This is a genomic window from Pseudomonas sp. F01002, assembly GCF_004402115.1.
Taxonomy (GTDB): Bacteria; Pseudomonadota; Gammaproteobacteria; order Pseudomonadales; family Pseudomonadaceae; genus Aquipseudomonas; species Aquipseudomonas frigoris.
The window spans coordinates 32224-53327 of record NZ_SOPU01000005.1 but is presented as its reverse complement, the minus strand read 5'-3'; the positions used below and the strand labels follow the sequence as shown (position 1 = coordinate 53327).

Below are 21104 nucleotides of genomic sequence, written 5' to 3'. Positions count from 1 at the left end.
AGGACACGCCAGATAGGTGCTCAGTGAATGGGGGCCGGGCGGAAAGCTCCGATAGGTCCGGGCATTTATCGCTGGCGCCAGCTCTTCGGCGGGGTGCAGAGCGAAGTCTTCAAGGTCTCCTATACTGGATCGTTCCGATAGTTTCCCTACCCTTCACAGCGAGGAGAACGCACATGACCATTCGTATTGGCGACGAAGCACCGGATTTCACCGCCGAAACCACCGAAGGCACGCTCCATTTCCACGAATGGATTGGCGACAAGTGGGCCATCCTGTTCTCACATCCGAAGGACTTCACCCCGGTCTGCACCACTGAGCTCGGTTATATGGCCGGGCTCAAGCCGGAGTTCGACAAACGCAACACCAAGATTGTCGGCCTCAGCGTCGACCCGGTCGGTAACCATCAGACCTGGGCCAAAGACATCGAAGAAACCCAGGGCCATGCGGTCAACTACCCCATGATCGGCGACGAGAATCTGGTCGTGGCCAAGCTCTACGACATGATTCACCCGAACGCCAGTGGCGGCGCTCGTACTGCCGTGGACAACGCCACGGTGCGTTCAGTGTTCATTGTCGGCCCGGATAAAAAGATCAAGGCGATGCTGGTCTACCCGATGAGTGCCGGGCGCAACTTCGATGAAGTGTTACGGCTGCTCGATGCTATTCAGTTAAACGCCAAGCACACGGTTGCCACACCGGTGAACTGGCGTCCGGGTGAGGACGTGATCATCCCTACGTCAGTATCCGACGACGACGCAAGGAAGAAGTACCCGGATGGCTTCAAGACGGTGAAACCTTATTTGCGTACGGTGGCGCAACCGAAGTAAAGGTCAGTCATTCATCCTGTCTTCAATCGCGATGCCTTTTACGCGCATTGCATTGATCTGCTCGGCGCGGGTGCCAGGGAGGTTGAGCATGGTTCCCTGTCACAGCGCCGAGACTTCTACAGTGTTCCAGGGCTGGGAATGCACGGGGAGGCTTTACCTGCATGCGCCTTCATGCGTCAAAAACTCTTGGTCGCCGGGTATTTTCAGAAAATTGCCGATAAACCCCGCCTTTACAGGCGTCGTCGGCGGTCGAGCCCATGCCATTGCCCAGGTGCCTCGTTGCCCGGTGTAAGGCGCTGCGCCGGGTCGTGGGCCAGCATCCTGATGCGGGCTGACGCCCATGCGTGAAGCTATTTCACATGGATAGAATTCACAGAGCTGACGTGGTGTTTGTGGCGTTATTTTGACGCCACCCTCCATGAAGGGAAATTTCAATTTATTATTGTGACGAGCTGTTGACGTAATGGCGATGTGCTTATAGGCTCAATTTAGCCGATACAGATTCCTTCAACCGACAAAAGAATAACCCCCTACGCAAGGAGGCGGTGTTATGCGCTCAACACTTGTCATTAAATTTGTGTTGTTTTCTGTGATCCTGAATGGTGCAGCCATTGCTAGTGCTCAGGCGACCAGTTTGGCCAATGAAATTAGTCGCATAGGCAGCGCTTGCGAGGAGTTAGGGCCTCAACTTTGTACGGCTCTCAAAGAGCACACGGGTGGCGCGCTGCTTACTTTTGGAAAGAGCCTTGGCTTGCCTTCATTGATCACTGATATTTACGTTGATGATGCCCATTCTGCGAAAGTTAACAGTGTCATACATCACGCTGACTCGGGCGTGGATGTATCCGTCAATTCTTCTTCGCGTGACAGATTAATGGCGGCGGTTGACAATAAGCAATTCAAGATTGATTCATCTCTCCAGGATAAAAGTCTGGTTGAGGTATCTGACATCAACCAACCCAATGCAGTACCGCTTTCTGCGGCAGCATGGTTATTTTCTTCCGCCCTATTTGGTTTTATTGTGGTCGCCAACCGACGGAAGATATAGGTGGTAGTTAACGTTATTTGGCAATAAGGGTTATTTAGACAGTCACTCTGGTGGCTGTGTAGACACACAGCTTTATGTATTGTTTTTGCGGATGATGTCTGTCTTGCAATGATACTTGGTTTGTAATTGTTGATATCAATTAGTTGCGCTGGCAAACGTAGTCTTAGCCAGGTTGACAGTGTCGCAGTTGAGCCGGCTCAAGCGGGCATGGTGTAGTTAATATTGGCGCGGAATACGTCGGGGGTGGTTTGCTTGCTCCAACCTGTTGTTAAGTAACACTATTTTGTTGTTTTGCACTAACGTTCCGGTTTCGGGTGTGTTGCATTGGCGGAATTGACCGCCCAGAAGCTCAAGGTGATTGCTGTGTAGTAGTTTCTTTGGCTTGAAATAGGCTAGAGTGATTTGACTAGGTTTTTTTGTTCTAAACTCCTTGCATGGCTACTTAGACGGAGGGATCCCGATGTTCCGTTCATTGATACCTGTGCTGTGCGCGCTGGCCGTTTGGCCCAGCATTTCCAATGCCGTCGAAAACGACCCGACTTACCGGCTGAGTCCGGGAGATAACCTTTCTGTTTCCGTGTGGGGCGAAGACAAGCTCAAACAGGATGTACGCGTACTCCCCGATGGCAGCATTACCTTCCCGCTGGCAGGGCAGGTCAATGTTGCGGGGCTTGATGCTACCGCTGTCGCGAAGCAAATCGCTGCCAAGCTTGAGGCTTTCATACCTGATCCGCAGGTGAGCGTTGTCGTCACCGGCACCGAAGGTAATCTCGTCTACGTTCAGGGCAAAGTGCTGAAACCCGGCACCGTGCATATGTCAGGTCAAACGTCAGTGCTGCAGGTAATAAGCATGGCGGGCGGGCTCGACAAATTCGCCGATAAAGGCGACATTAAGGTCGTGCGGCTCAATGGGGCTAGACAAGAGATCCTGCGCGTCGACTACAGCGAGTTGATGTCAGGGAAAGACATGACCACCAATTTTCTACTTAAAGCCGGCGATACGCTGGTCGTGCCTTAGCCTTGCGCGAGGCACTAGGGATTACTTTGCTTGGATTTCGAACTACCGGGGTTGCGACGGCAATCCTGGCTTTGTCGTGTTCGGACATGGCCTATGCTGCTACTTGGCAATCAGCAATAGCAGTGCCTTCGACGGTCGAGTACGACAGCAACCCACTGCTGCTTACGAGTGGTGAGAAGGGGGTGACCCGTACCATCATCGCCCCCGATTACAGCCTCGTGGGTACCTCCGGACGGGATGAGTTCCAGTTCGGTCTCGGGTTAAATATCGTGCGTTCGTCGGATACGTCCATCGTTTCGGACCGTGAAGATCCCAGATTAAAATTAGGGTGGCAGCGCGCGACCGAAACGGGTGCTTTTGGACTCACGGCGAGATATGAAGAAAACTCGACGCTTTCCACGGTGGTTCAGGAAACCGGCGTAGTTGCCTCTGATGGCACGCAAAAGATGTATTTGGTGGGCGGCAACTGGAGTACTGCTCTCAGCGAGCGAAGTACCCTGGTTAACGAGACCGACTACACTCATGTCACTTACGATGTTGGTTCACTGACCGACTATGACGAGCTGGCGACCCGCTTCAGCTGGAACTATGCATGGAGTGAGCAGGTCGAGCTGTTCACCCGTCTTGGCGTGAGGCGCTATGAGCCGGAGAAGGGGTCTGCGGTGGCTTCCTCAAACAGCTACACCCCCGCGGTCGGCTTGAATGTCCAATTCTCCGAGCGGCTTAAGGGGACGGCCTACGCGGGTCTCAACCAAGTCTCCGGCACCGGTAGCGGCCCCAAAGGCCAGGGCGGTTTAATGTTGCAATATGCCGGTGAGCGTATTGATACCAGCATCGACGCCAGTCGTAGCACTCTCGCCAGCGGCGACGGTGGTTTCGTCGAGGTTGATGCCATGAGGGGGACATGGAGCTATGCCGTCGACGAGACCCGGCGCACCGGTTTCGATGCCTCCTGGCAAGACTCCAAAGGACGGACGCCTAATACCCTGAAAAATTACAGTGCCTGGTTTAGCCAAGAACTCTCGCCTTTTTGGATTGCACGCCTATCCTACACATACAAACAACGCCAGCAAGATGGCTTGCCGGATGCCACTGCAAACGTCGTCGGGCTGATGCTGACTTATAGTTATCCCGGTCTCTGACATTCAGCTGTGTGAGAAATATGGCCTCTGAATACGAAATGTCGTTCAACGACTACCTAGCTATCATCAAGCACCACGCCCTGCTGTTGATCGTGAGTTTCGTGGTCATACTGGGCGTGTGCATAGCGGTAGCGATCTCTCTCCCGCCGACCTATGAGTCATCCGGTACGATTCTGGTGGAGTCTCAACAGATTTCGCCAGACTTGGTGGCGGCCAACAACAATACCTTTGCCGATGAGCGCATCGAAGTCATTCGCCAGCGCGTGATGACCCGTGAGCATCTGGAAGGGATCATCGACAAATACAATCTTTTTGCTTCGCAAAGTCGGCAACTGAGCGTTAGCGAGAAGATCGAAGAAATGCGCAATGCGATTGTGGTCTCCCTGGTCAGTGCTGCCGTTAAGGGGCGCGGAGAGGTGACGATTGCTTTCCGTCTTTCCTTTGAGCACCGGCAGCCAGAGATTGCGAACAAAGTTGCCAATGAGCTGGTGACGCTGTTTCTGGATGAAAACATCAAGCAGCGCACCGAGCGCGCCAGTGAAACGACAGAGTTCCTGACGCAGGAGGCGGACAAACTCAGGGTGGAACTGGAAGCCCTTGAGAACCGGTTGGCGGACTTCAAGCAGGCACACAGCAACGCGCTGCCCGAGCATCAAGAGCTGCGCATGAATATGTTGACGCGCGCAGAAACCGAGCTTAAAGAGGTCGACCGTGACTACAAAACTGCCCGTGAGGAGTTGCGCTTCAATGAGCTGGAGCTTTCCGCCGCGAATGCCGGGCTGGCGACCAAGCCTGGAGTACCCGGTGCGGCAGTTGATAAACCACAGGATCTGGCTAGCCTCAAAGCGGAGTACACCAGGTTGCAGTCGCTGTATACGCAAGCCCACCCCGACGTGCGTGCCGTCAAACGCAAAATTGCTGCACTTCAGGCTGGCAAAGGTGCTGGTGGTGCAGCGGCTTCGGTCAATCTGGACGTTGCCAAGGCCCAGACGCGGATCTCCGCAGCAGAAGCACGTATCAAGTCGCTGGCCGATCAAAAGCAGCAAATACTCGGAAAAATAGCCGAATACGAGGCGCAAATTCTTGAGACGCCGCAAGTCGAGCGCGGCTTGGTCACGGTGATGCGTGACCATGATAACGCTCGTAAAAAATATGAGGAGATTCGCACGAAGGAAATGGGTGCGAAAATTTCCGAAAGCCTGGAGCAGGAAAACAAAGCCGAGCGTTTTGTTCTTCTGGAGTCGCCGCTGATGCCCGAAAAGCCGGTACGGCCGAACCGTAAAAAAGTGGTTGCCATGGGTTTCTTGCTTGCCCCGGTGGGTGCTGGCGCGCTGGTGATGCTTCTCGAGATGATGAGTCAGCGTGTGCGCGGTGCCCAGGCCTTGGCCAGCGTGCTGGGTAGACGCGTATTGGTTTCCATTCCCTACATTCACACCAAGGCTGAACTGGCACGCCGCAGGAAATGGCGAATGCTATTGATCGTCTGTGGAGTCGCGATAATCGCGATCTTTCTGGTGCTCCTGCACTTCCTCTACATGCCTCTGGATCTTCTGATGTTTAAAGCTCTGGGCCGGTTTGCATAAGGAATATAACCATGGAAATAATCAATCTCGATACCGAAAAAGCCGAGCAACAGACCTCGTCAAAAGCCATGACACCGACCGCGCAGTCCACAGGTCTGAATGCACTCAGTTATGTGCAAACCAAGGTTGTACCTTTGCGACCAGATCACCTTGAGCGCAACCGCATTGTGGCTTACAACAAAAATTCGAGTATGGGCGGGGCATTCGATCTACTGCGTACACAAGTGCTGAAAATCATGGAAGAAAATGGCTGGCGCACGCTCGCCATCACCTCGCCGACTCCAGAGGCAGGCAAAACGGTGTTGGCTATAAACCTGGCAATGAGTATCGCGCATCACACGACCAAGACGGCGTTACTGGTGGACTTCGACTTGCGTCGTCCGAAGGTGGGTGAGTATCTGGGTCTGCCGATGGATAAATCGCTTAATGAATTGTTGGCAGATGAAGCTGAACTGCAAGAAGTACTGGTCAATCCGACCTTGCCGCGCTTTGTGGTCCTGCCGACGCGTGAGCCGATTCCTCTTTCCACCGAGGTGTTGTCATCGCCTGCAGTGAGCCATTTGATTGCTGATCTGCGCGAGCGCTACAACTCACGCATCGTAATTTTCGACTTGCCGCCGTTGTTGAGTTCGGATGATGTGATTAACGTCTTGCCCAGGTTCGACTGCGTCCTGCTCGTTGTCGCTAATGGATTGAACAGCAAGAAAGAGATCGAGGAAAGCCTGCATCATCTTGGGACAGCCAACCTGATTGGCACGGTGTTGAACAAAGCCGAGCGCGAAAACCGCTCTTACTACTAGAGCATCACCCGCAGGAGATCGGCGCTATTGGCTAGCGCCGACGGTAGTGCCAAGGGTACTTCTGCTCCCAGCTCCAGGCGTGCGCCACTATCTGTTCAAGTGAGCCAAATTGCGGTTGCCAGCCAAGTAATGTGTTGGCCCTGCGGGGATCGGCCACAAGGCGTGGTGGATCGCCCGCGCGACGTGGCGCTTCGCTGACAGAGATATCCTGGCCGGTCACGTAGCGCGCGGTATCTATCACTTGCTGTACTGAGAAACCTTGACCGTTACCGAGGTTGAACGCCGTGCTTGCACCCCCTGCCAACAGATAATCCACGGCAAGTGCGTGAGCGGCAACGAGGTCGACAACGTGGACGTAGTCGCGAATGCAAGTGCCGTCAGGCGTGTCGTAATCACGGCCATAGACGGTGATGGTTGCGCGCCGTCCGGAGGCTGCTTGCAGGATCAGGGGCAGCAGGTGGGTTTCCGGTTCATGGCGTTCACCTAACTGTCCTTCAGGGTCTGCTCCGGCGGCGTTGAAGTAGCGCAGGCAGACCGATTTCAGCCCGTATGCGCGGTCGAAATCCTCAAGCATCTGCTCCACCATCCACTTGCTGCGACCATAAGGGTTGATCGCGACCTTGGGATGCTCCTCGTCGATGGGTACATACACCGGGTCACCGTAGACGGCGGCGGTTGAGGAAAAAATGAAGTTTTTAACCCCGGCGCGAACCATCGCCTGGAGCAGCGTCAGGGTGGCGGCGAAGTTGTTTTGATAGTACTTGGCAGGTTCAGCGACGGATTCGCCCACCTGTATAAAGGAGGCGAAGTGGAACACGGCATCGAAGTGGTGTCCCGCAAACAGGGCGTCCAGCGCCTGTTCGTCGGCTATGTCCAGTTCGACCAATGTCCCGCCCCTCAACGCGCTGCGATAACCCGTTGAGAAATTGTCTGCCACCACAAGATCGTGACCCGCACTCAGTAGCTGCTTCACCATGTGCGAGCCGATATAACCCGCGCCACCCACCACCAAAAATTTCATCCTGATCTCCGATTTCCTGGGCACTATCGCTGTGCAAGCTTGCCCTGGGTGACACCTTTTTTCAAAAACAACCAGCTCGAACCCTGCAAGTCGAACTTGATTGTATAACGGCCATCAAGGCAGGTCGCGGGCAGCTTCTTCTTTTGCTCCAGAATGCCAAGGGTGAACTGTGCCAAGCCTTGCGACTCGCTACGTTTGGAGCGCCAAAGGAGAGATTATTTTGAACAAGATACCGCGAGAGCGCCAATTGGAGCTACCCTCTGAGGAAGCATATGGGCATCCTGCGAGAATAATAATCAAATGAAAAATCCTGCCAAAATTATCGATTACTCATTAAAAATATTTAAAGCAGAATGGCCAAATTTAGTATTGTGGTCATTTCTGCTATCACCGTTGATTGTTAGAGCGCTAACAAACAATCAATACTCTAAAGTTGATTTATTGGTCGTTTACACCCTTGGCATGTCGGTGTTGTGGCTTTTGGCAATTAGATTTATTTCATCCAATCAGTTCAAGGTGCACATCATTCTGCTGCCATTCTATTTGATAGCAGCTATTGATCTCTTTTTGGTGTTGAATTTCAACTCGAGATTAACAGCTGCCTATATATTTATTGGCATGACAAACTATCAGGAGGCAAGCGAATTTCTGCCGACCTATTGGCAGCCAATCAGTATCGTTCTGGTGATTTTCATATTTTGCTATGGGGCTGGATTAATCGGCCTGCATAAGCGCGAATTATATAAAAACAAGGGTATTTTTGTTTTGGTTGTTAGCGCCTTGTTAGTGGGCTATGGGGCGTATTTTTATAAAACCGTCAAACTTAATTCTTTCGGGAAATCTGCAGTCATGGATCTCCTTGCAAAAGATCAAAGCACGCCAGTAGGTTATTTGTCGCAGATTGCCCTGACTGCAAATTTGTATTTGGGGACGGAGGAGCTTATCAAGCGCCGTCGGGAATCCGATGTAAAAATAACCAGTCTGTCGAATCAATCCAATATAGAAACCATCGTTTTTGTAATCGGTGAGTCATCACGGCCGCAGAACTGGTCCCTCTACGGCTATAACAAGGAAACAACCCCGAATCTCGGTAAGCAGGCGGGGCTTTTCAAATTTAATCAGATCTGCACGACAGCTCCCTATACCTCGTTTGCGGTTCCTTCAATGCTGAGCCTTGAGCCTATATCGGATTGGGACGCCATTGCGTCAACAAAATCATTGGTGAGTATCTATCGCGCAGCCGGGTACATGACCTATTGGTTGTCTGTGCAGGAGGTTGATAGTTTTGGCGGAATAATTCCACAAATAGCCGCAGAGGCACAATACCGTCAGTATTTTGAGAGAAGCTATGATGGAGCATTGATTTCAGAATATGAAAAAATACTGAATAAAAGCGGTACAGAAAAGAAAGCCATATTCATTCATGTCAAGGGCAGTCATTTCGAGTATTCACGCCGATACCCGGAAAACTTCGATAAATTCAAGCCATCAACAGACAGCTTCAAAGACAAAATTACCGCGGAATATGACAATAGTATTTTGTATACGGACTGGCTATTGAGCACAATTATTGATCGATTGAAGTCAAGCAAAAAACCATCTGTCTTGTTTTATTCATCGGATCATGGTGAAAACATGATGGATGACAGTCGAGGGCTCTTGGGTCATGGAATTGGCAATAAATATGATCTTCCGGTTTCGGCATTTATCTGGGCATCCGATAATGTTTCAAGCCAGCAATCGCTCAAGCTTTTAAAGTTGAAGGAAAGAGAAAGTCAGAAAATCAGCATATCCTCCTTGCCACATACTCTTTTAAATATCACAGGGGTTTTCACGAGTAAGTACAGAAGTTCGGATGATTTATTAAGTGATGATTTTGTATCGTCGAAATGTCCACATCTGCTCGGCGCAGGCTATGTTCCATCGTTTGATTTTGACGCCCTTTAAATAGCCCTCGCGGAACAACGCCGCAAGGCGTTGTTCCATCAAGTTGAGGTCGGCTGCGCATCGCCTAAGGTTGTGCTTGCGTGACGTCTTTTTTCAAAAACAACCAGTTCGACGCCTGCAAGCCGTCGAACTTGATTGTGTAGCGGCCATCAAGGTAGGTCGCGGGCAGCTTCTTCATTTGCCCCAGAATGCCGTGGGTGAACAGTGTCAAGCCTTGCGGCGCCTGGATGGTTAGCGTGCCCTCGAGGGGCTCAACGTAAAAAGGTATTTTGTCGTCGTCTTGGGGAATGGCGCGGGTGCCTAACGAAATCAGTAAATCCTGCGATCGGCCCAAAGGCGCGTCGTCCAGACTTTGCACCACCACACTGGCGTTGGCGGTCTTCACTTGAACCTTAATGTTGCCCAGGCTGATCGATTCGCCGCCGATCCAGCCCGTAGCGGCCTGGGTACGCGGTGTATTAATGGTGTAGACGCCTTGTTTCCAGTTGCGCTTTAGCTCTCCCGTGTCGGTCGTGGACTCGATGGCATTGGCGTCCAGCAGCGACTGGTCAGGGTCATGAAATTCCTGTGCATTGCTTGGGATAACGCTCTGTTGCAACCAAGGCAACTCCGGCGTTTGTGGCATCGCGATTTCCAGCTTGCCTTTCTCCATGGCTGTGCGCAGTAGAGCAGAGTTGGCCGGTGTGATCATTTGGTTGAACAGGGTGCCTGGCGTCGGCGCGAAGACGTAGGTCGTTGTTGCTTCGCGAACGTCTGCACGGCGATAAAGCAAGGCGGCGGCGGGCAGGGTAGCCAGCATTGCAGGGTCGTTATAGGCGTGCCAGTTGTTGGCACTCATCCCTTGGCCCCCCAATGGCTCCTGGCTGTAGGCATATTGCATCAGTGCATCCCAGCCTTGGTGGCGGGCGGTGCCGGCGATATAGAGTGGCAGCGAATGGCGGTCTGGTGTCGGGAAGGGCTCATTGTTCCACTCGGTGACGGTCAAGGGTTTGCCGATGACCTGGCCGGCGGCAATCCAATTCACTATGCCGTCGCTGTAGAGCGGGTTTTTCTCTATCTGCCCCGAGCCCCCGTAACTATGGACATCTATTACGTCGCCGGCAGTAAGGGCCGGCAGGGAGTTCAGACCATTGCGGCCCCAGCTACTGGTCGTGGCGATGGGGACCTTCACGCCTATTCCACGCAGGTGTTGAATCATGTCGACGTTGAAACGTCGCTCCAGATCGTTAAGGAACAGCTTGGAGGGGCCTGGCTCCCAGGAGCGCCAGGTCTGGTTTGCAGACAGATTGTGCTGTTTGGCAAAAGCCTCGGCCTCCGCCATGTAGACGCGGTTGTGCTTCGGCACATTCTTGTCTGGCAACAGGGCGTTGCCAAAGTGGTTGGTGACGTCGTTTTCGTTGGTGATCAGTACGGCGGCAATCGCCGGGTCGTCTTTGTAGGCGAGACCGGTATAGCTGTTTACATGGGTCATGTAGGCTTCGGCAAAGCGCTTCATGGCTTTCTGAATGGTGAGATTCACATAGGAATAGCCCTTGAGGTAGGTAAAATTTTGCTCTTCTTTTGGCAACTCATCGAAGCCATAAATGTTGTCGTTTTCAGTAAAGACTCGCTGGACGTGCAGATCGAGCCACACATAAATGCCTTCGTCTTTCAGGCACTTGATCCACCAGTCGATTTTTTTCAGCGATTCCGGGCTCAATTGCTGGGTGGTGCTGCGCGTGACCCTGCCGTCGCCAAAGATGTTCGGGAAGACCCATGGCGAGTCATGGTGGTGCAGTCGTACAAGATTGAAGCCCAGTGCCGACAGGCGTTTGGCCTGCAGCTTGATTGCATCGTCTGATGTGAGGAACAGCGTGTAGGCCGAAAGGTTGGTGCCCCAGAAACGCGCCGCTGTGTTGTCGGCAAATAGCAATTGCTCGCCGGACGCTTTGATGAAGCCGCGCTTGCCTGCAGGTTTTTCCTGAGCGTTGAGAAAGGACAGGTCGACCGGCGAGGTTTTCCAGTCGAGCTTGTCAGTCGGCCAGCTCTTTGGGTCCGACAATCCGAAGCGCTCGGTTGTGGTCGGGCCGACCGCCACATCGCCAGAAACGCTCAAGGTGGCTGTGAAGTCCTGGCGGCCAGGTTTGATCGTGTTCTTGTAGAAAAAAGCACGCACCTCGGATTTACTGCCCGGTTCAAAGTACACACCCGCCAGTGCGGGCTCGAAGCGCATTTCGATGCGTCGCCCTTGTGCATTGCCCCAGGTCCAGCCGCGGTTGTCGGGTAGCAAAGTGGGCTCGCCCATTTCTCCAGCGAAAAGAGCGGGGTCGAATTCGAAGACGATGCCACCACCTGAAACGCCAGACTTCCCGCTGTGTGCATCCAGGACAAAGTTCCAGGTCAGCTTTTGCTCGTCTTGCTTCTGAATCTGCGCAGTCAAGTCGAAATCCAGCGCTTTGTTTTTACCTGCAAGGGAGTATCGATAAGGGGTATTTACCTTGAATTCGGTCTGCAAATACGTCCAGTCCCAATTGCGCCCAAAGAACGAGAATGTCGTAGCAATTACCGGACTGCCACCACGCGCCAGCATTGGCAGGCCATTGCGCTCATCCACACTGACGACCCAGTCCGACGCCCAGGTACGAAACGGCCAAATAGCAAAAAACAGCATTGGCAGGAGCAGTATCCGGGGGCGACGAAACAACTGGATCATGGGTTCTACCTGAGTTGGAGGTGGGCGCTCGCCGTGACGGCCGTCGAGGTGTGCTTGAGCCTGCGTGCCATCTGAGCGTAGGCGACGCCCAGTCCAGCCACCGACCAATACACCACGGGGATTACCGTGATACTGCTAACGGTAACGATGGTGATCAGGATCCCGGCCAGTGTCGCCAGAAGTGCACGTCCGAGTCGGCGTGCCTCATCGTCTTCGTTGGGGAACGAACGCATCCCCTTGCGGATGCCCTGCAGAACACTGACGAAAAAAACCACGAAAAGCGTCAAACCAATCAAACCGAACGACAGCGCTATGCCGATATAGGTGTTCACGATATCGATGATCCCCTGGCCCTGAATCATGGACTGCATTTCCGGTGTGCTGCGGAAATTGAAAGAACCCAGCCAAGGGTTGCGCTGGATAACGATCACGGCGTTATCAATCAAGCGCTGCCGGTAGGTGATATTTTCCACTTCCACCGTGCCGATAAACGGTAGCAGATCAAGCACTTTTTGCCCGCCCGGTACGACGGCCAGCAAGGGAAGGGCGAGCCCCCCGGCGGCGGCCAGCAGCATCAGGCGTTTGATCGCTTTACGGCCGGTGCCGATGAACACGACGATGATGACGGCTGCACCGATCCAGGGGCCACGCGACAGCGGTGCGAACAGACCACCGGCGAGCAACAGTGCGCCGAGGCTGCGCTGCAATTTGCTACGTACCTCCTCCTGCATGTACAGGTAAAAGCCGATGGCCACGCTGATGACGAAGCCCAGCGCAATGGCCTGGCCGGTAGTGGCGCTGGCGCGTAATGAGCCACCACGGCTCAAGTAGCCGGGATCCCATTGCATGCCCATGGCGTTGACAACCGCGCTGTACAGCTGCCAGCGCTTGGAATATTCGAAGAGACCTATAAGCGACAGCACCATGGCGGCGAGTACAAAACCGAACAGAGCGTCCTTGAAGTCGCTGAGGTTCTTCAGCGCCCGGCTGGCAACGTAGTAAGGCAAAAAAACTTCGAGAAACAGGTAGAGCATTTGGCGCAAGGTGTCGGTGACGGTGGTTTCGCGCAGCAAAAGCAGACTCGTCAGCAGGAGGTAGGCGGCTAACAGTTTGTCAGGCCAGGTGCGCCCGAAAGGGACCGTGTCGGCGCGCTTGCGCAGAGCCAAAAAAGCCGGAAGCAACACACACAGTGCCAGCAGACGAATATGGTTAAGGACAACAAAATAGTTGATCAGGCCGAAGCCGGGAATCTCCGCCGGGGACGGCGGGATGAGAAACAGCAGCAGGAAAAACAACGCCACGGGATTGCGTTCGTTTTTTCGTGCGAAGGTCAGAATGATCGTGGCAATGCCCGCGTACACCCAGAAACTGTGCGAAACAAATGCCAGTAGCGTCAATACGAACCACAGATTGCGCCGCCGAGTGAAATTACGGTCGGGAATCAGGTCTGCTGCTGGTCGACGTGCCATGGCAAAAACGATGCCAGCAAGGACCAGAATGACGATTAACGCGCGGAAGTGCTCAGGCATGGATGATTGGACTTATTGATTGATGAGCGACGACTAGTGGAATGGCCAGACGCGACTATAGTTCCTTTTGAGCCATTGAGTCCGGGGATGATGTTATGTCGTTAGTTGATTTGTCGCCAACGTTGGGCCTTCGTAAGCGAGCGATTTCTGCCGGGGCATGGAATCTGGGGGCGCTGGTTACGTCTCAAGCCTTTCGCTTGGGCGGCAACCTGATAATGGCCCGTCTGCTGATGCCGGAGATGTTCGGCATCATGATGATCGCCATCACCGTTTCTCTGGTTCTGCACATGCTTTCCGATGTCGGCTTGCGCCAGAACATCATCCAGTCCCCGCGTGGCGACGATCCGGTGTTTCTCAATACCATCTGGACCGTGCAGATCGTGCGCGGCTTTATCCTTTTTGCTTCGACACTTCTCCTTGCGGCCCTCGCCTGGTATGCACAGACCATTAATCTGTGGTCGCCCAATTCCACCTACGCCGCACCCGAGTTGCCGCTGGTGTTAGCCGTGACCGGTTTCTCGGCAATCATCGTTGGCTTTCAGTCGACCAAAATCGACCTGGCAGTGCGCGCTTTCCAGCAAAAGAAAGTGGTGCTCACCGAGTTTGGGTCTCAGGTCGTGGGGCTGGTGGTCATGCTGGGCATCGGTTACTTCACCAGGTCCATCTGGTCGCTGGTGATTGCAGGTCTGATCCAATCGATGGTCAACACGCTGTTGGGGCATTTCTGGTTTGAGGGCCCTTCTAACCGTCTGCAGTGGGAGCGTTCTGCGCTCGATGAATTAGTCGGCTTCGGCCGTTGGATACTGTTGTCGTCGGCAGTGGGCGTATTGGCCATGTACGGTGATCGTGTCTGGTTCGGCGGCAGCATGACGCCCGCTGAACTGGGCGTTTACTCCATTGCCGTGCTGATTTTGGGAGCTGTTCAGCTTGCGTTGCAAAAGGTAGTCGGGGCCGTGGCCTTGCCGGCCTTCAGTGAGGCCTCAAGAACTAATGACACCGTACGGCTCCACGCTTTGTACTACCGCTTGAAATTGATGCTCGATCTTGCATGCCTGTTCCTCTGTGGACTGTTCCTGACCGGCAGTCCCCTGCTCATCAGCATCTTGTACGATGAGCGTTACGCTGAGGCCGGCAACATGATGGCCATTCTTTCACTCTCTTTTTTCACCATGCGCTACCTGCTGGCGAATCAGGTCTGGATTGCCTTGGGACTCACCAAGTACCAGGCTATCGATAACATTATTCGCGTGGTCTCGTTGTGGGTGCTGCTGCCTCTGCTGCTGGCGATTGGTGGGGTCAAATATGCGATTTGGGGCGCTGCCCTGTACACGTTTCCTACGCTTATCCTGGTTTTTTATGTCAATTGTCGTCTGGGGCTGTTCAGTCTCAAGCGTGAGCTGGTAGTGCTGCCAATGTTGGCGGTGGGGGCTTTGTGTGGGGAACTATTGACGGATCTTTTTAAATGGCTTTGATCTGATCTGTTTCTCTTGATGTTTCCAAAGCTGTGGCACAGCGTCGCCATTGAGGTATTGATGGCGGTCGCCAAAAAAATATGGCCTTGATGTGTGGTTGAAATTTCCAACGTAATCTTGATGTCGTGGAGCTTTGAATCATGAGAGAAACTGATTTGAATACCTCTGTGATGGGGCGCAGAGGCTTCCTCCAGGCTTCTGCTTTATTGAGTATTGGAGGGCTCATATTCGGATTTTCCAAAGCCGTTGCCCGGCCTTCTGCTGCTAAATCCGAGTTTGTTGTCATCAACGGATGGGTGCTGCCTGCCCGGCATTTTCGGCAAACACAAGCATGATCAAAGACTACCAATCGCAGAAAGAACTCCGCGACCACTATGACGTCTGCATCATAGGCGGTGGGCCGGCCGGCATTACGCTGGCCTTGCGATTAGCCGGTAATGGTCGGCGTGTGGTGCTTGTCGAGGGCGGCGGGCACGAGTATTCGCCGGCTTCGCAGAGCCTCTATACGGTCTCATCGTCAGGCCTCGAGGTCTACGCTCATGAAACACGCCTGCGCTTTCTTGGCGGGACCTCCAATCACTGGGCAGGGCGATGCCGTCCATTCGAAAAGTCGGACTTTACCGTAGGCCCTCCGGTGCCCGTGCCCGGTTGGCCCATCGCGTTTTCCGAGATCGAGCGCAATCTGTCGGCGGCCATGGATATTGTCGATCTTCCGCCGCACTCCGGATTCAAGGCTATCAATGCGACTTTGGACGGCACCGACTTTGACGCTGATCGTTTTCTACTAAGCCCTCCGACGCGATTTGCACAAAAATATGCCAGGGAACTTAATGAGACCGAGGGGCTGGATGTCTTCATCCATTGCAATTGCGTCGATCTTGAATTCGACAGCGAGACCGGCCGCATAGCAACGATAGTCGTCTCGGACTACGAGTTGCATCGAGAGCGAGTCACGGCAAAACAATTCATTCTGGCGACAGGCGCGATCGAGAATGCCAGGCACCTGCTCAACAGCGAGTCCCTGGCAGCTGGCGGTATCGTAAGCAAGGATGGTTTCGTCGGTAGATGCTTCATGGAGCACCTGAACGTCGAAATGGGAAACTTCATCCTGAAAGACGGGCAGGGTACAGATGCTCGGCAGTACTTCACGACCGATGCATTCGTGATGCAGCACAAGTCAGGTAAAGGGAATGTGACGGCCACGCTTGTAGCTGAAGTGAAATCCTATGGGCGAATGGCTGCCATCAAGAGCTTTTTCGAGAACCTCGTTTGCGAAGTGGGTGCGGAGCGCAAGGTTGAATTTATTGCCAAGTTCGATTGCCCTGGAGATGGGGTGCTCGGCACGCTGATCGAGCAGTTTCCCAACCCTGATAGCCGCATCTCATTGCTCGACGAGCGAGATGCGTTAGGGATGAGGAAGGTCAAGATTCATTGGGAGCTAACTCCTGCAGACAGGGAAACCGTCAAGTCTATAGGGCTCGAAGTGGCAAAGTGTTTTGCCGACACAGGGCTGGGCTTCGTCAAGTTGGAAGAATTTGTGTATGACGTCGATTTGCCACTGAAGCTCAATCCCCATGCTCATCATATGGGGACCACGCGGATGGCGACTTCGCCTGAGTTTGGTGTGGTCGACGAGAACTGCAAAGTGTTTGGTGTTGAGAATCTTTACGTTGCGGGCAGCAGTGTTTTCGCTACAGGGGGGGCCTGTAACCCCACGATGCCTCTTTTGCAACTCGCTCTAAGGCTGGCAGATTATCTCCACCATCAGATGGGGCCCGGGGTGGGCAGATATTCATGAAGGGGGAGCATGTGTGGATTATTTGAGTGTTGGATTTTAGGGAAGCGTCTACTCTTAGGGTAGTGGTAATGAAGAATCAGGGTGTATCTAACTCTGGCACAGATGTCTATCGCTGAATTATTGAGGCTGACAGGATGATTGGTCTACTAAAACGTATTATTGCTCATATTGCAAAAACAACGGGGCATGGGACCTCGCTCTATAAAAAATTCTGTAAACCGGACGGGTATGAATGGGCTAAACATATGGTTCGGTGGGGGGGGCTGCACTCCATCGGTAAAGGCGTATGGATCAATCCTGCTGCCAATATAACTGACCCTTCGCTAGTACGACTCGGAAATAATGTAGGTTTATCTTGTTGCACGCTATTCGGTCACGATGGAATAGTCGGCTTGCTCGAGGTGCGCTATGGTAAAAAACTTGACTCTGTCGGCGCTATCGATATACGTGATAATTGTTTTATCGGCTATGGTTCTATCATCATGCCGCGTGTGACTATTGGTCCTGATTCGATTGTTGCAGCCGGTGCTGTAGTCGTAAAAGATGTTCCGCCTGGAGTAGTGGTTGCGGGTAATCCAGCCAAGGTTATTTGTACAATGGAAGAGGTGTTGGCGAAAGTCGAAGAGCGTAGCGCCACTTATCCGTGGATTGACCTTATCAGGCAGCGCAGTGGTGTATACGACCCGGCACTTGAACCGAAGCTTATAGCAATGAGAGCGCAACATTTTTTTGGCGAGCAACCCAATGGTTAGTGCTCCCCTTGACGTGTTGGTAGTTAATTACAATACAGCGGCGCTGTTGCAACCGATGTTTAATGCGTTACGCCAGTCCAATAGTGTGGATCGCACGCGCTATTTAGTGGTGGATAATGCCTCTGCCGATAATTCGCTGGAGTGTATGGCAACTATTTGTCCAGAGGCATTGCAACTGGCCAATGAAAACAATGTTGGCTTTGGGCGTGCCAATAATCAATTGGTTGAACACCTGCAGGGCAAGTATGCGTTGCTTCTCAATACCGACGCCTTTGTTGCTGCGGATACCCTGAGCAAGACCCTCGAGTACATGGAGACTCATCCTGATTGCGGTGTCCTCGGCGTTCGGTTGGTTGGACGAGAGGGCGATTTACAGCCCTCCTGTCGCTATTTTCCAACGCCGTTGAATGTCTTCCTCTCGCGTACAGGGCTTGAACGCTTTTTCCCTGTGGTTAAGAGAGTCGACGACATGGCCTGGGATCATGCTTCGGTGCGTGAGTGCGACTGGGTGCCCGGGTGCTATTACCTGATCCGCCGTGAAGTCATCGACCAGGTTGGCTTGTTCGACCCGCGCTACTTCCTTTACTTCGAGGAGATAGATCACTGCAAACGCGTTAAACAGGCGGGCTGGAAGGTGGTTTATTACCCGCATACCACGGTGGTGCATATCGGTGGTGAAAGTGCCAAGTCTGTTGACAAACTCAATGCGGTTAGTCGCCAGTTACCCACGTTACAAATCGAAAGTGAGCTTTTGTACTTCCGCAAGCACCACGGTCTGCCTGGTTTGGCCTCACATATGCTGCTGGTGAGTCTGGGTGATCTGATTTTGGCGCTCAAGGCGATATTGAAAGGCCGCGGCCGGGCCGCTTTAGGGGCGTGTTGGCAGCATACTCGTGTGACCTGGGCGTTGCTGCGTGATACCAAATTCGCTAGCCAACCAACACGGTAGAGCCAGTTATGTTCGAAAACATACGTGCGGACTTGCGTGCATACGCCGGAGATTGGGGGGCTCAGGGGTTCTGGGTGATGGTGGTTTATCGCTTTGGGCGCTGGCGTTACGGTGTGCGACCGGCACTGTTACGTAAGTTGTTCTCCTTTATATACAAAGTCCTCTTCAAACTGGTGCAGATCGTCACGGGTATCGAGCTGCCGTGTGAGGTTGTGGTCGGGCGCAACTTCGTCATCGATCATTTCGGCGGAATCGTGATCAGTGGCTTTGCGCAGTTCGGCGATGATTGCCGTATTCGCAATGGCGTCGTCGTGGGCCTCAAGAATGTGAGTGAGCCGATTGCTCCGGTGATGGGTAACAATGTTGATATCGGTGCAGGGGCCAAGGTGCTGGGCAATATCCGCATTGGTAACAATGTCGTGATTGGTGCCAATGCTGTGGTGCTGACCGATGTACCGGACGACTCGGTGGCAGTGGGCGTGCCTGCGACTATCAAGAAAAGGAAGTACGCAGAATCGAGGGAATTCTCATGAACCACCCGATGGATTACTTCAATTGCGTCGCTGAGTGAACGCCATGGCTATGGGGATGGGTGTCGTTGTTATCGGTCGCAACGAAGGCCTACGGCTTGAGCGTTGTCTGACTTCCCTCGTCGGTTCGGCGCAGAAGGTTGTTTATGTCGACTCTGGATCAACAGACGGTTCAGTGCAGATGGCACTCAGGCTTGGGGTCGAGGTGGTCGAGTTGGACATGACGATTCCCTTTACGGCTGCGCGTGCGCGCAATGAAGGATTTGCCTGCATACAATGCTTAATGCCGGTGATGCGTTATGTGCAGTTCGTCGACGGTGACTGTGAGGTTGTCGGGGGTTGGCTGCCCCGGGCGCAGGCCTTTCTTGATACACATCCTGACGTCGCGGTGGTCTGCGGACGGCGCCGTGAACGTTTTCCGCAGCACTCGGTTTACAACTTACTGTGTGATTTCGAATGGGATACGCCGGTAGGTGAGGCCAAGGCATGTGGTGGCGATGCGCTAATGCGGGCTGACGCCTTCGCCGAAGCGTCCGGGTTTCGACCGGGCCTTATTGCCGGGGAAGAGCCTGAATTGTGCGTGCGTCTGCGTGGGAATGGTTGGAAGATCTGGCGTCTGGGCGAGGAAATGACCTTGCACGATGCAACCATGACCCGGTTCGGCCAATGGTGGCAGCGTACCCTGCGCGGTGGTTATGCCTTTGCCGAGGGCGCATTTTTACATGGGGCCGCACCGGAGCAACATTGGTTGCGTGAGTCGCGCCGTGTCTGGTTCTGGGGATTGGGTGTCCCGCTGGCGACTGTTATCGCGAGTTTGGTGTTGGGATGGTTTGGGCTGCTTGTGCTGCTGGTCTATCCATTGCAGATCGTGCGCCTCGCCCGTGGGGGCGATAGGTCCACGCGCGAAAACTGGCTGCGGGCTTTCTTTCTCGTGCTGGGGAAATTTCCCGAGATGCTCGGGCAAGTCAAGTTTCTACTGAACAGATTCGGCGCCGGCAAGACGGCGTTGATCGAATACAAGTGAGACTTATATGAATAATTGGGTGATATTAAAGAGCGTGTTTTTTTTACACGCGGGGTATTCTTTAAGGGCATTGAATAATAAGTTTAAAATGCTGGTTTTGGTTGCAAAAAACTGGTCCGAGCTAAAGTTGTTTTGCGGGCGTATGTCGAGCGCTCTGGGTGAGTCCGGTGTTGAGAAGTTAGGCGGGGATTGTGTGGGCGTTGTTCATTGGCCATACATCAGTAGAAGCTGGAACCCCAAGAATAAACTTAGCGTATTGGCCTCGCATTACGAAGTGGTTACCAAAAGCTGTCCGCAGCTATTGCTGTTGGGGCGAAGTGACAGTTTGCTGCTGAGTGATTTGTCGGAGTTTGCGGCTGGCTGTTCCTTGGTGCTGGATCGTCCGATATGGTTTATGCGTGAAGGGGAGCTGGTGCTGAACTTGTTTCAGGGTGACCTGCGCATTGCGTCGATAGCCTTCACCTTGTGTCGCACGGACACTGAGTTATGTATTTTTATCGGTGCCGTTCAAGGGATACATAAAGGCGTCGAGAGTGAACTGTCGTTGAGTATCTACAGGGACCTGACAAAAGACTTTGAAGGCCTTCGGCCAAGAAGCTTTCTGATCGAAGTTATTAAATACATTGCCATCAATATCGGCGTTGAAAAAATTTATGCGGTAGGGGATGGGTATCGCCACCATCGTCATCCGTATTTTGGCGCTCACAAAGCTCTAGAACTGGCGGCAAATTATGATGTGATCTGGTTAGAGCATGGAGCGACTCCATCAGAGCGCGAAGATTTTTTTGAGATTCCCATGATTCTGTCCAGGAAACCGCTCGACTGTATTGCTTCAAAAAAACGTGCCATGTACCGCAGGCGCTATGAACTGCTGGATGACACCTTTAAAAAGATAGATGGCGTGTTGATAGGCAGTTATAGCAGCAGCCGTGTGGCTAGTTGACGTTCCTGATACCTGTACTACTGTGGGAT

The 21104-nt window shown here is 53.2% G+C and carries 19 protein-coding genes; 15 read left to right on the top strand and 4 right to left on the bottom strand.

Annotation, left to right across the window (positions count from 1 at the left end):
* Positions 1-173: 173 nt before the first annotated feature.
* From E3W21_RS04060 to E3W21_RS04035, 6 genes are all read left to right on the top strand, one after another.
* Positions 174-827, top strand: a complete 654-nt coding sequence (locus E3W21_RS04060; protein WP_008155786.1) for a peroxiredoxin — start codon at positions 174-176, stop codon at positions 825-827.
* 550 nt (positions 828-1377) lie between these two features.
* Positions 1378-1875 carry a hypothetical protein gene (locus E3W21_RS04055; protein ID WP_134418538.1) on the top strand — a complete coding sequence of 166 codons (498 nt, stop codon included), beginning with the start codon at positions 1378-1380 and terminating at the stop codon, positions 1873-1875.
* Positions 1876-2335: 460 nt separating this feature from the next.
* On the top strand, positions 2336-2893 hold the full coding sequence (locus tag E3W21_RS04050; protein WP_129436681.1) for a polysaccharide biosynthesis/export family protein: 558 nt from the start codon (positions 2336-2338) through the stop codon (positions 2891-2893).
* A gap of 86 nt (positions 2894-2979) precedes the next feature.
* Complete coding sequence (locus E3W21_RS04045) at positions 2980-4035, top strand: hypothetical protein (protein WP_371927037.1); 1056 nt, start codon at positions 2980-2982, stop codon at positions 4033-4035.
* 20 nt (positions 4036-4055) lie between these two features.
* A complete protein-coding gene (locus E3W21_RS04040; protein ID WP_134418537.1) occupies positions 4056-5618 on the top strand; it encodes a lipopolysaccharide biosynthesis protein in 1563 nt (520 codons plus the stop codon).
* 68 nt (positions 5619-5686) lie between these two features.
* Entirely contained in the window at positions 5687-6418 is a 732-nt protein-coding gene (locus E3W21_RS04035; RefSeq protein WP_256657768.1) for a CpsD/CapB family tyrosine-protein kinase, read from the top strand.
* A 31-nt stretch (positions 6419-6449) separates the two neighbouring features.
* Here the strand turns inward: E3W21_RS04035 and galE are convergent, their stop codons facing one another.
* Both galE and E3W21_RS31095 read right to left on the bottom strand, forming a co-directional pair.
* Positions 6450-7439, bottom strand: coding sequence for a UDP-glucose 4-epimerase GalE (galE, locus tag E3W21_RS04030; protein WP_134418536.1), 990 nt, complete (start codon positions 7437-7439; stop codon positions 6450-6452).
* A 23-nt stretch (positions 7440-7462) separates the two neighbouring features.
* Positions 7463-7615 carry a hypothetical protein gene (locus E3W21_RS31095; RefSeq protein WP_166793808.1) on the bottom strand — a complete coding sequence of 51 codons (153 nt, stop codon included), beginning with the start codon at positions 7613-7615 and terminating at the stop codon, positions 7463-7465.
* A 124-nt stretch (positions 7616-7739) separates the two neighbouring features.
* Between E3W21_RS31095 and E3W21_RS04025 the strand changes: the two genes are divergently transcribed.
* Positions 7740-9386, top strand: coding sequence for a phosphoethanolamine transferase (locus tag E3W21_RS04025; RefSeq protein WP_134418535.1), 1647 nt, complete (start codon positions 7740-7742; stop codon positions 9384-9386).
* A gap of 64 nt (positions 9387-9450) precedes the next feature.
* On the opposite strand, the gene E3W21_RS04020 is transcribed toward E3W21_RS04025, so the two are convergent.
* Together E3W21_RS04020 and E3W21_RS04015 are read right to left on the bottom strand one after the other, a co-directional pair.
* Positions 9451-12078, bottom strand: a complete 2628-nt coding sequence (locus E3W21_RS04020; protein WP_134418534.1) for a glycosyl hydrolase family 5 — start codon at positions 12076-12078, stop codon at positions 9451-9453.
* Between the two features lie 5 nt (positions 12079-12083).
* The gene (locus E3W21_RS04015) at positions 12084-13607 is read right to left on the bottom strand and encodes an O-antigen ligase (RefSeq protein WP_134418533.1); all 1524 of its coding nucleotides are present in this window, start codon (positions 13605-13607) and stop codon (positions 12084-12086) included.
* A 95-nt stretch (positions 13608-13702) separates the two neighbouring features.
* Here E3W21_RS04015 and E3W21_RS04010 point away from each other — a divergent pair, with 95 nt between their 5' ends.
* From E3W21_RS04010 to E3W21_RS03975, 8 genes are all read left to right on the top strand, one after another.
* A complete protein-coding gene (locus E3W21_RS04010) occupies positions 13703-15079 on the top strand; it encodes an oligosaccharide flippase family protein (protein WP_134418532.1) in 1377 nt (458 codons plus the stop codon).
* Positions 15080-15219: 140 nt separating this feature from the next.
* Positions 15220-15414, top strand: coding sequence for a hypothetical protein (locus tag E3W21_RS04005; RefSeq protein ID WP_129436673.1), 195 nt, complete (start codon positions 15220-15222; stop codon positions 15412-15414).
* Entirely contained in the window at positions 15411-16877 is a 1467-nt protein-coding gene (locus tag E3W21_RS04000; RefSeq protein ID WP_134418531.1) for an FAD-dependent oxidoreductase, read from the top strand. The genes E3W21_RS04005 and E3W21_RS04000 overlap by 4 nt, the downstream gene beginning before the upstream one ends.
* Positions 16878-17011: 134 nt before the next feature.
* Complete coding sequence (locus tag E3W21_RS03995) at positions 17012-17629, top strand: acyltransferase (protein ID WP_129436671.1); 618 nt, start codon at positions 17012-17014, stop codon at positions 17627-17629.
* On the top strand, positions 17622-18578 hold the full coding sequence (locus E3W21_RS03990) for a glycosyltransferase family 2 protein (RefSeq protein WP_134418530.1): 957 nt from the start codon (positions 17622-17624) through the stop codon (positions 18576-18578). The genes E3W21_RS03995 and E3W21_RS03990 overlap by 8 nt, the downstream gene beginning before the upstream one ends.
* Positions 18579-18586: 8 nt before the next feature.
* Positions 18587-19111: a serine O-acetyltransferase gene (locus E3W21_RS03985; RefSeq protein WP_129436669.1), complete on the top strand. Its 525-nt coding sequence runs from the start codon at positions 18587-18589 to the stop codon at positions 19109-19111.
* 43 nt (positions 19112-19154) lie between these two features.
* Complete coding sequence (locus tag E3W21_RS03980) at positions 19155-20132, top strand: glycosyltransferase family 2 protein (RefSeq protein ID WP_134418625.1); 978 nt, start codon at positions 19155-19157, stop codon at positions 20130-20132.
* 7 nt (positions 20133-20139) lie between these two features.
* Complete coding sequence (locus E3W21_RS03975; RefSeq protein WP_129436668.1) at positions 20140-21075, top strand: DUF535 family protein; 936 nt, start codon at positions 20140-20142, stop codon at positions 21073-21075.
* The last annotated feature ends 29 nt before the right edge of the window (positions 21076-21104 follow it).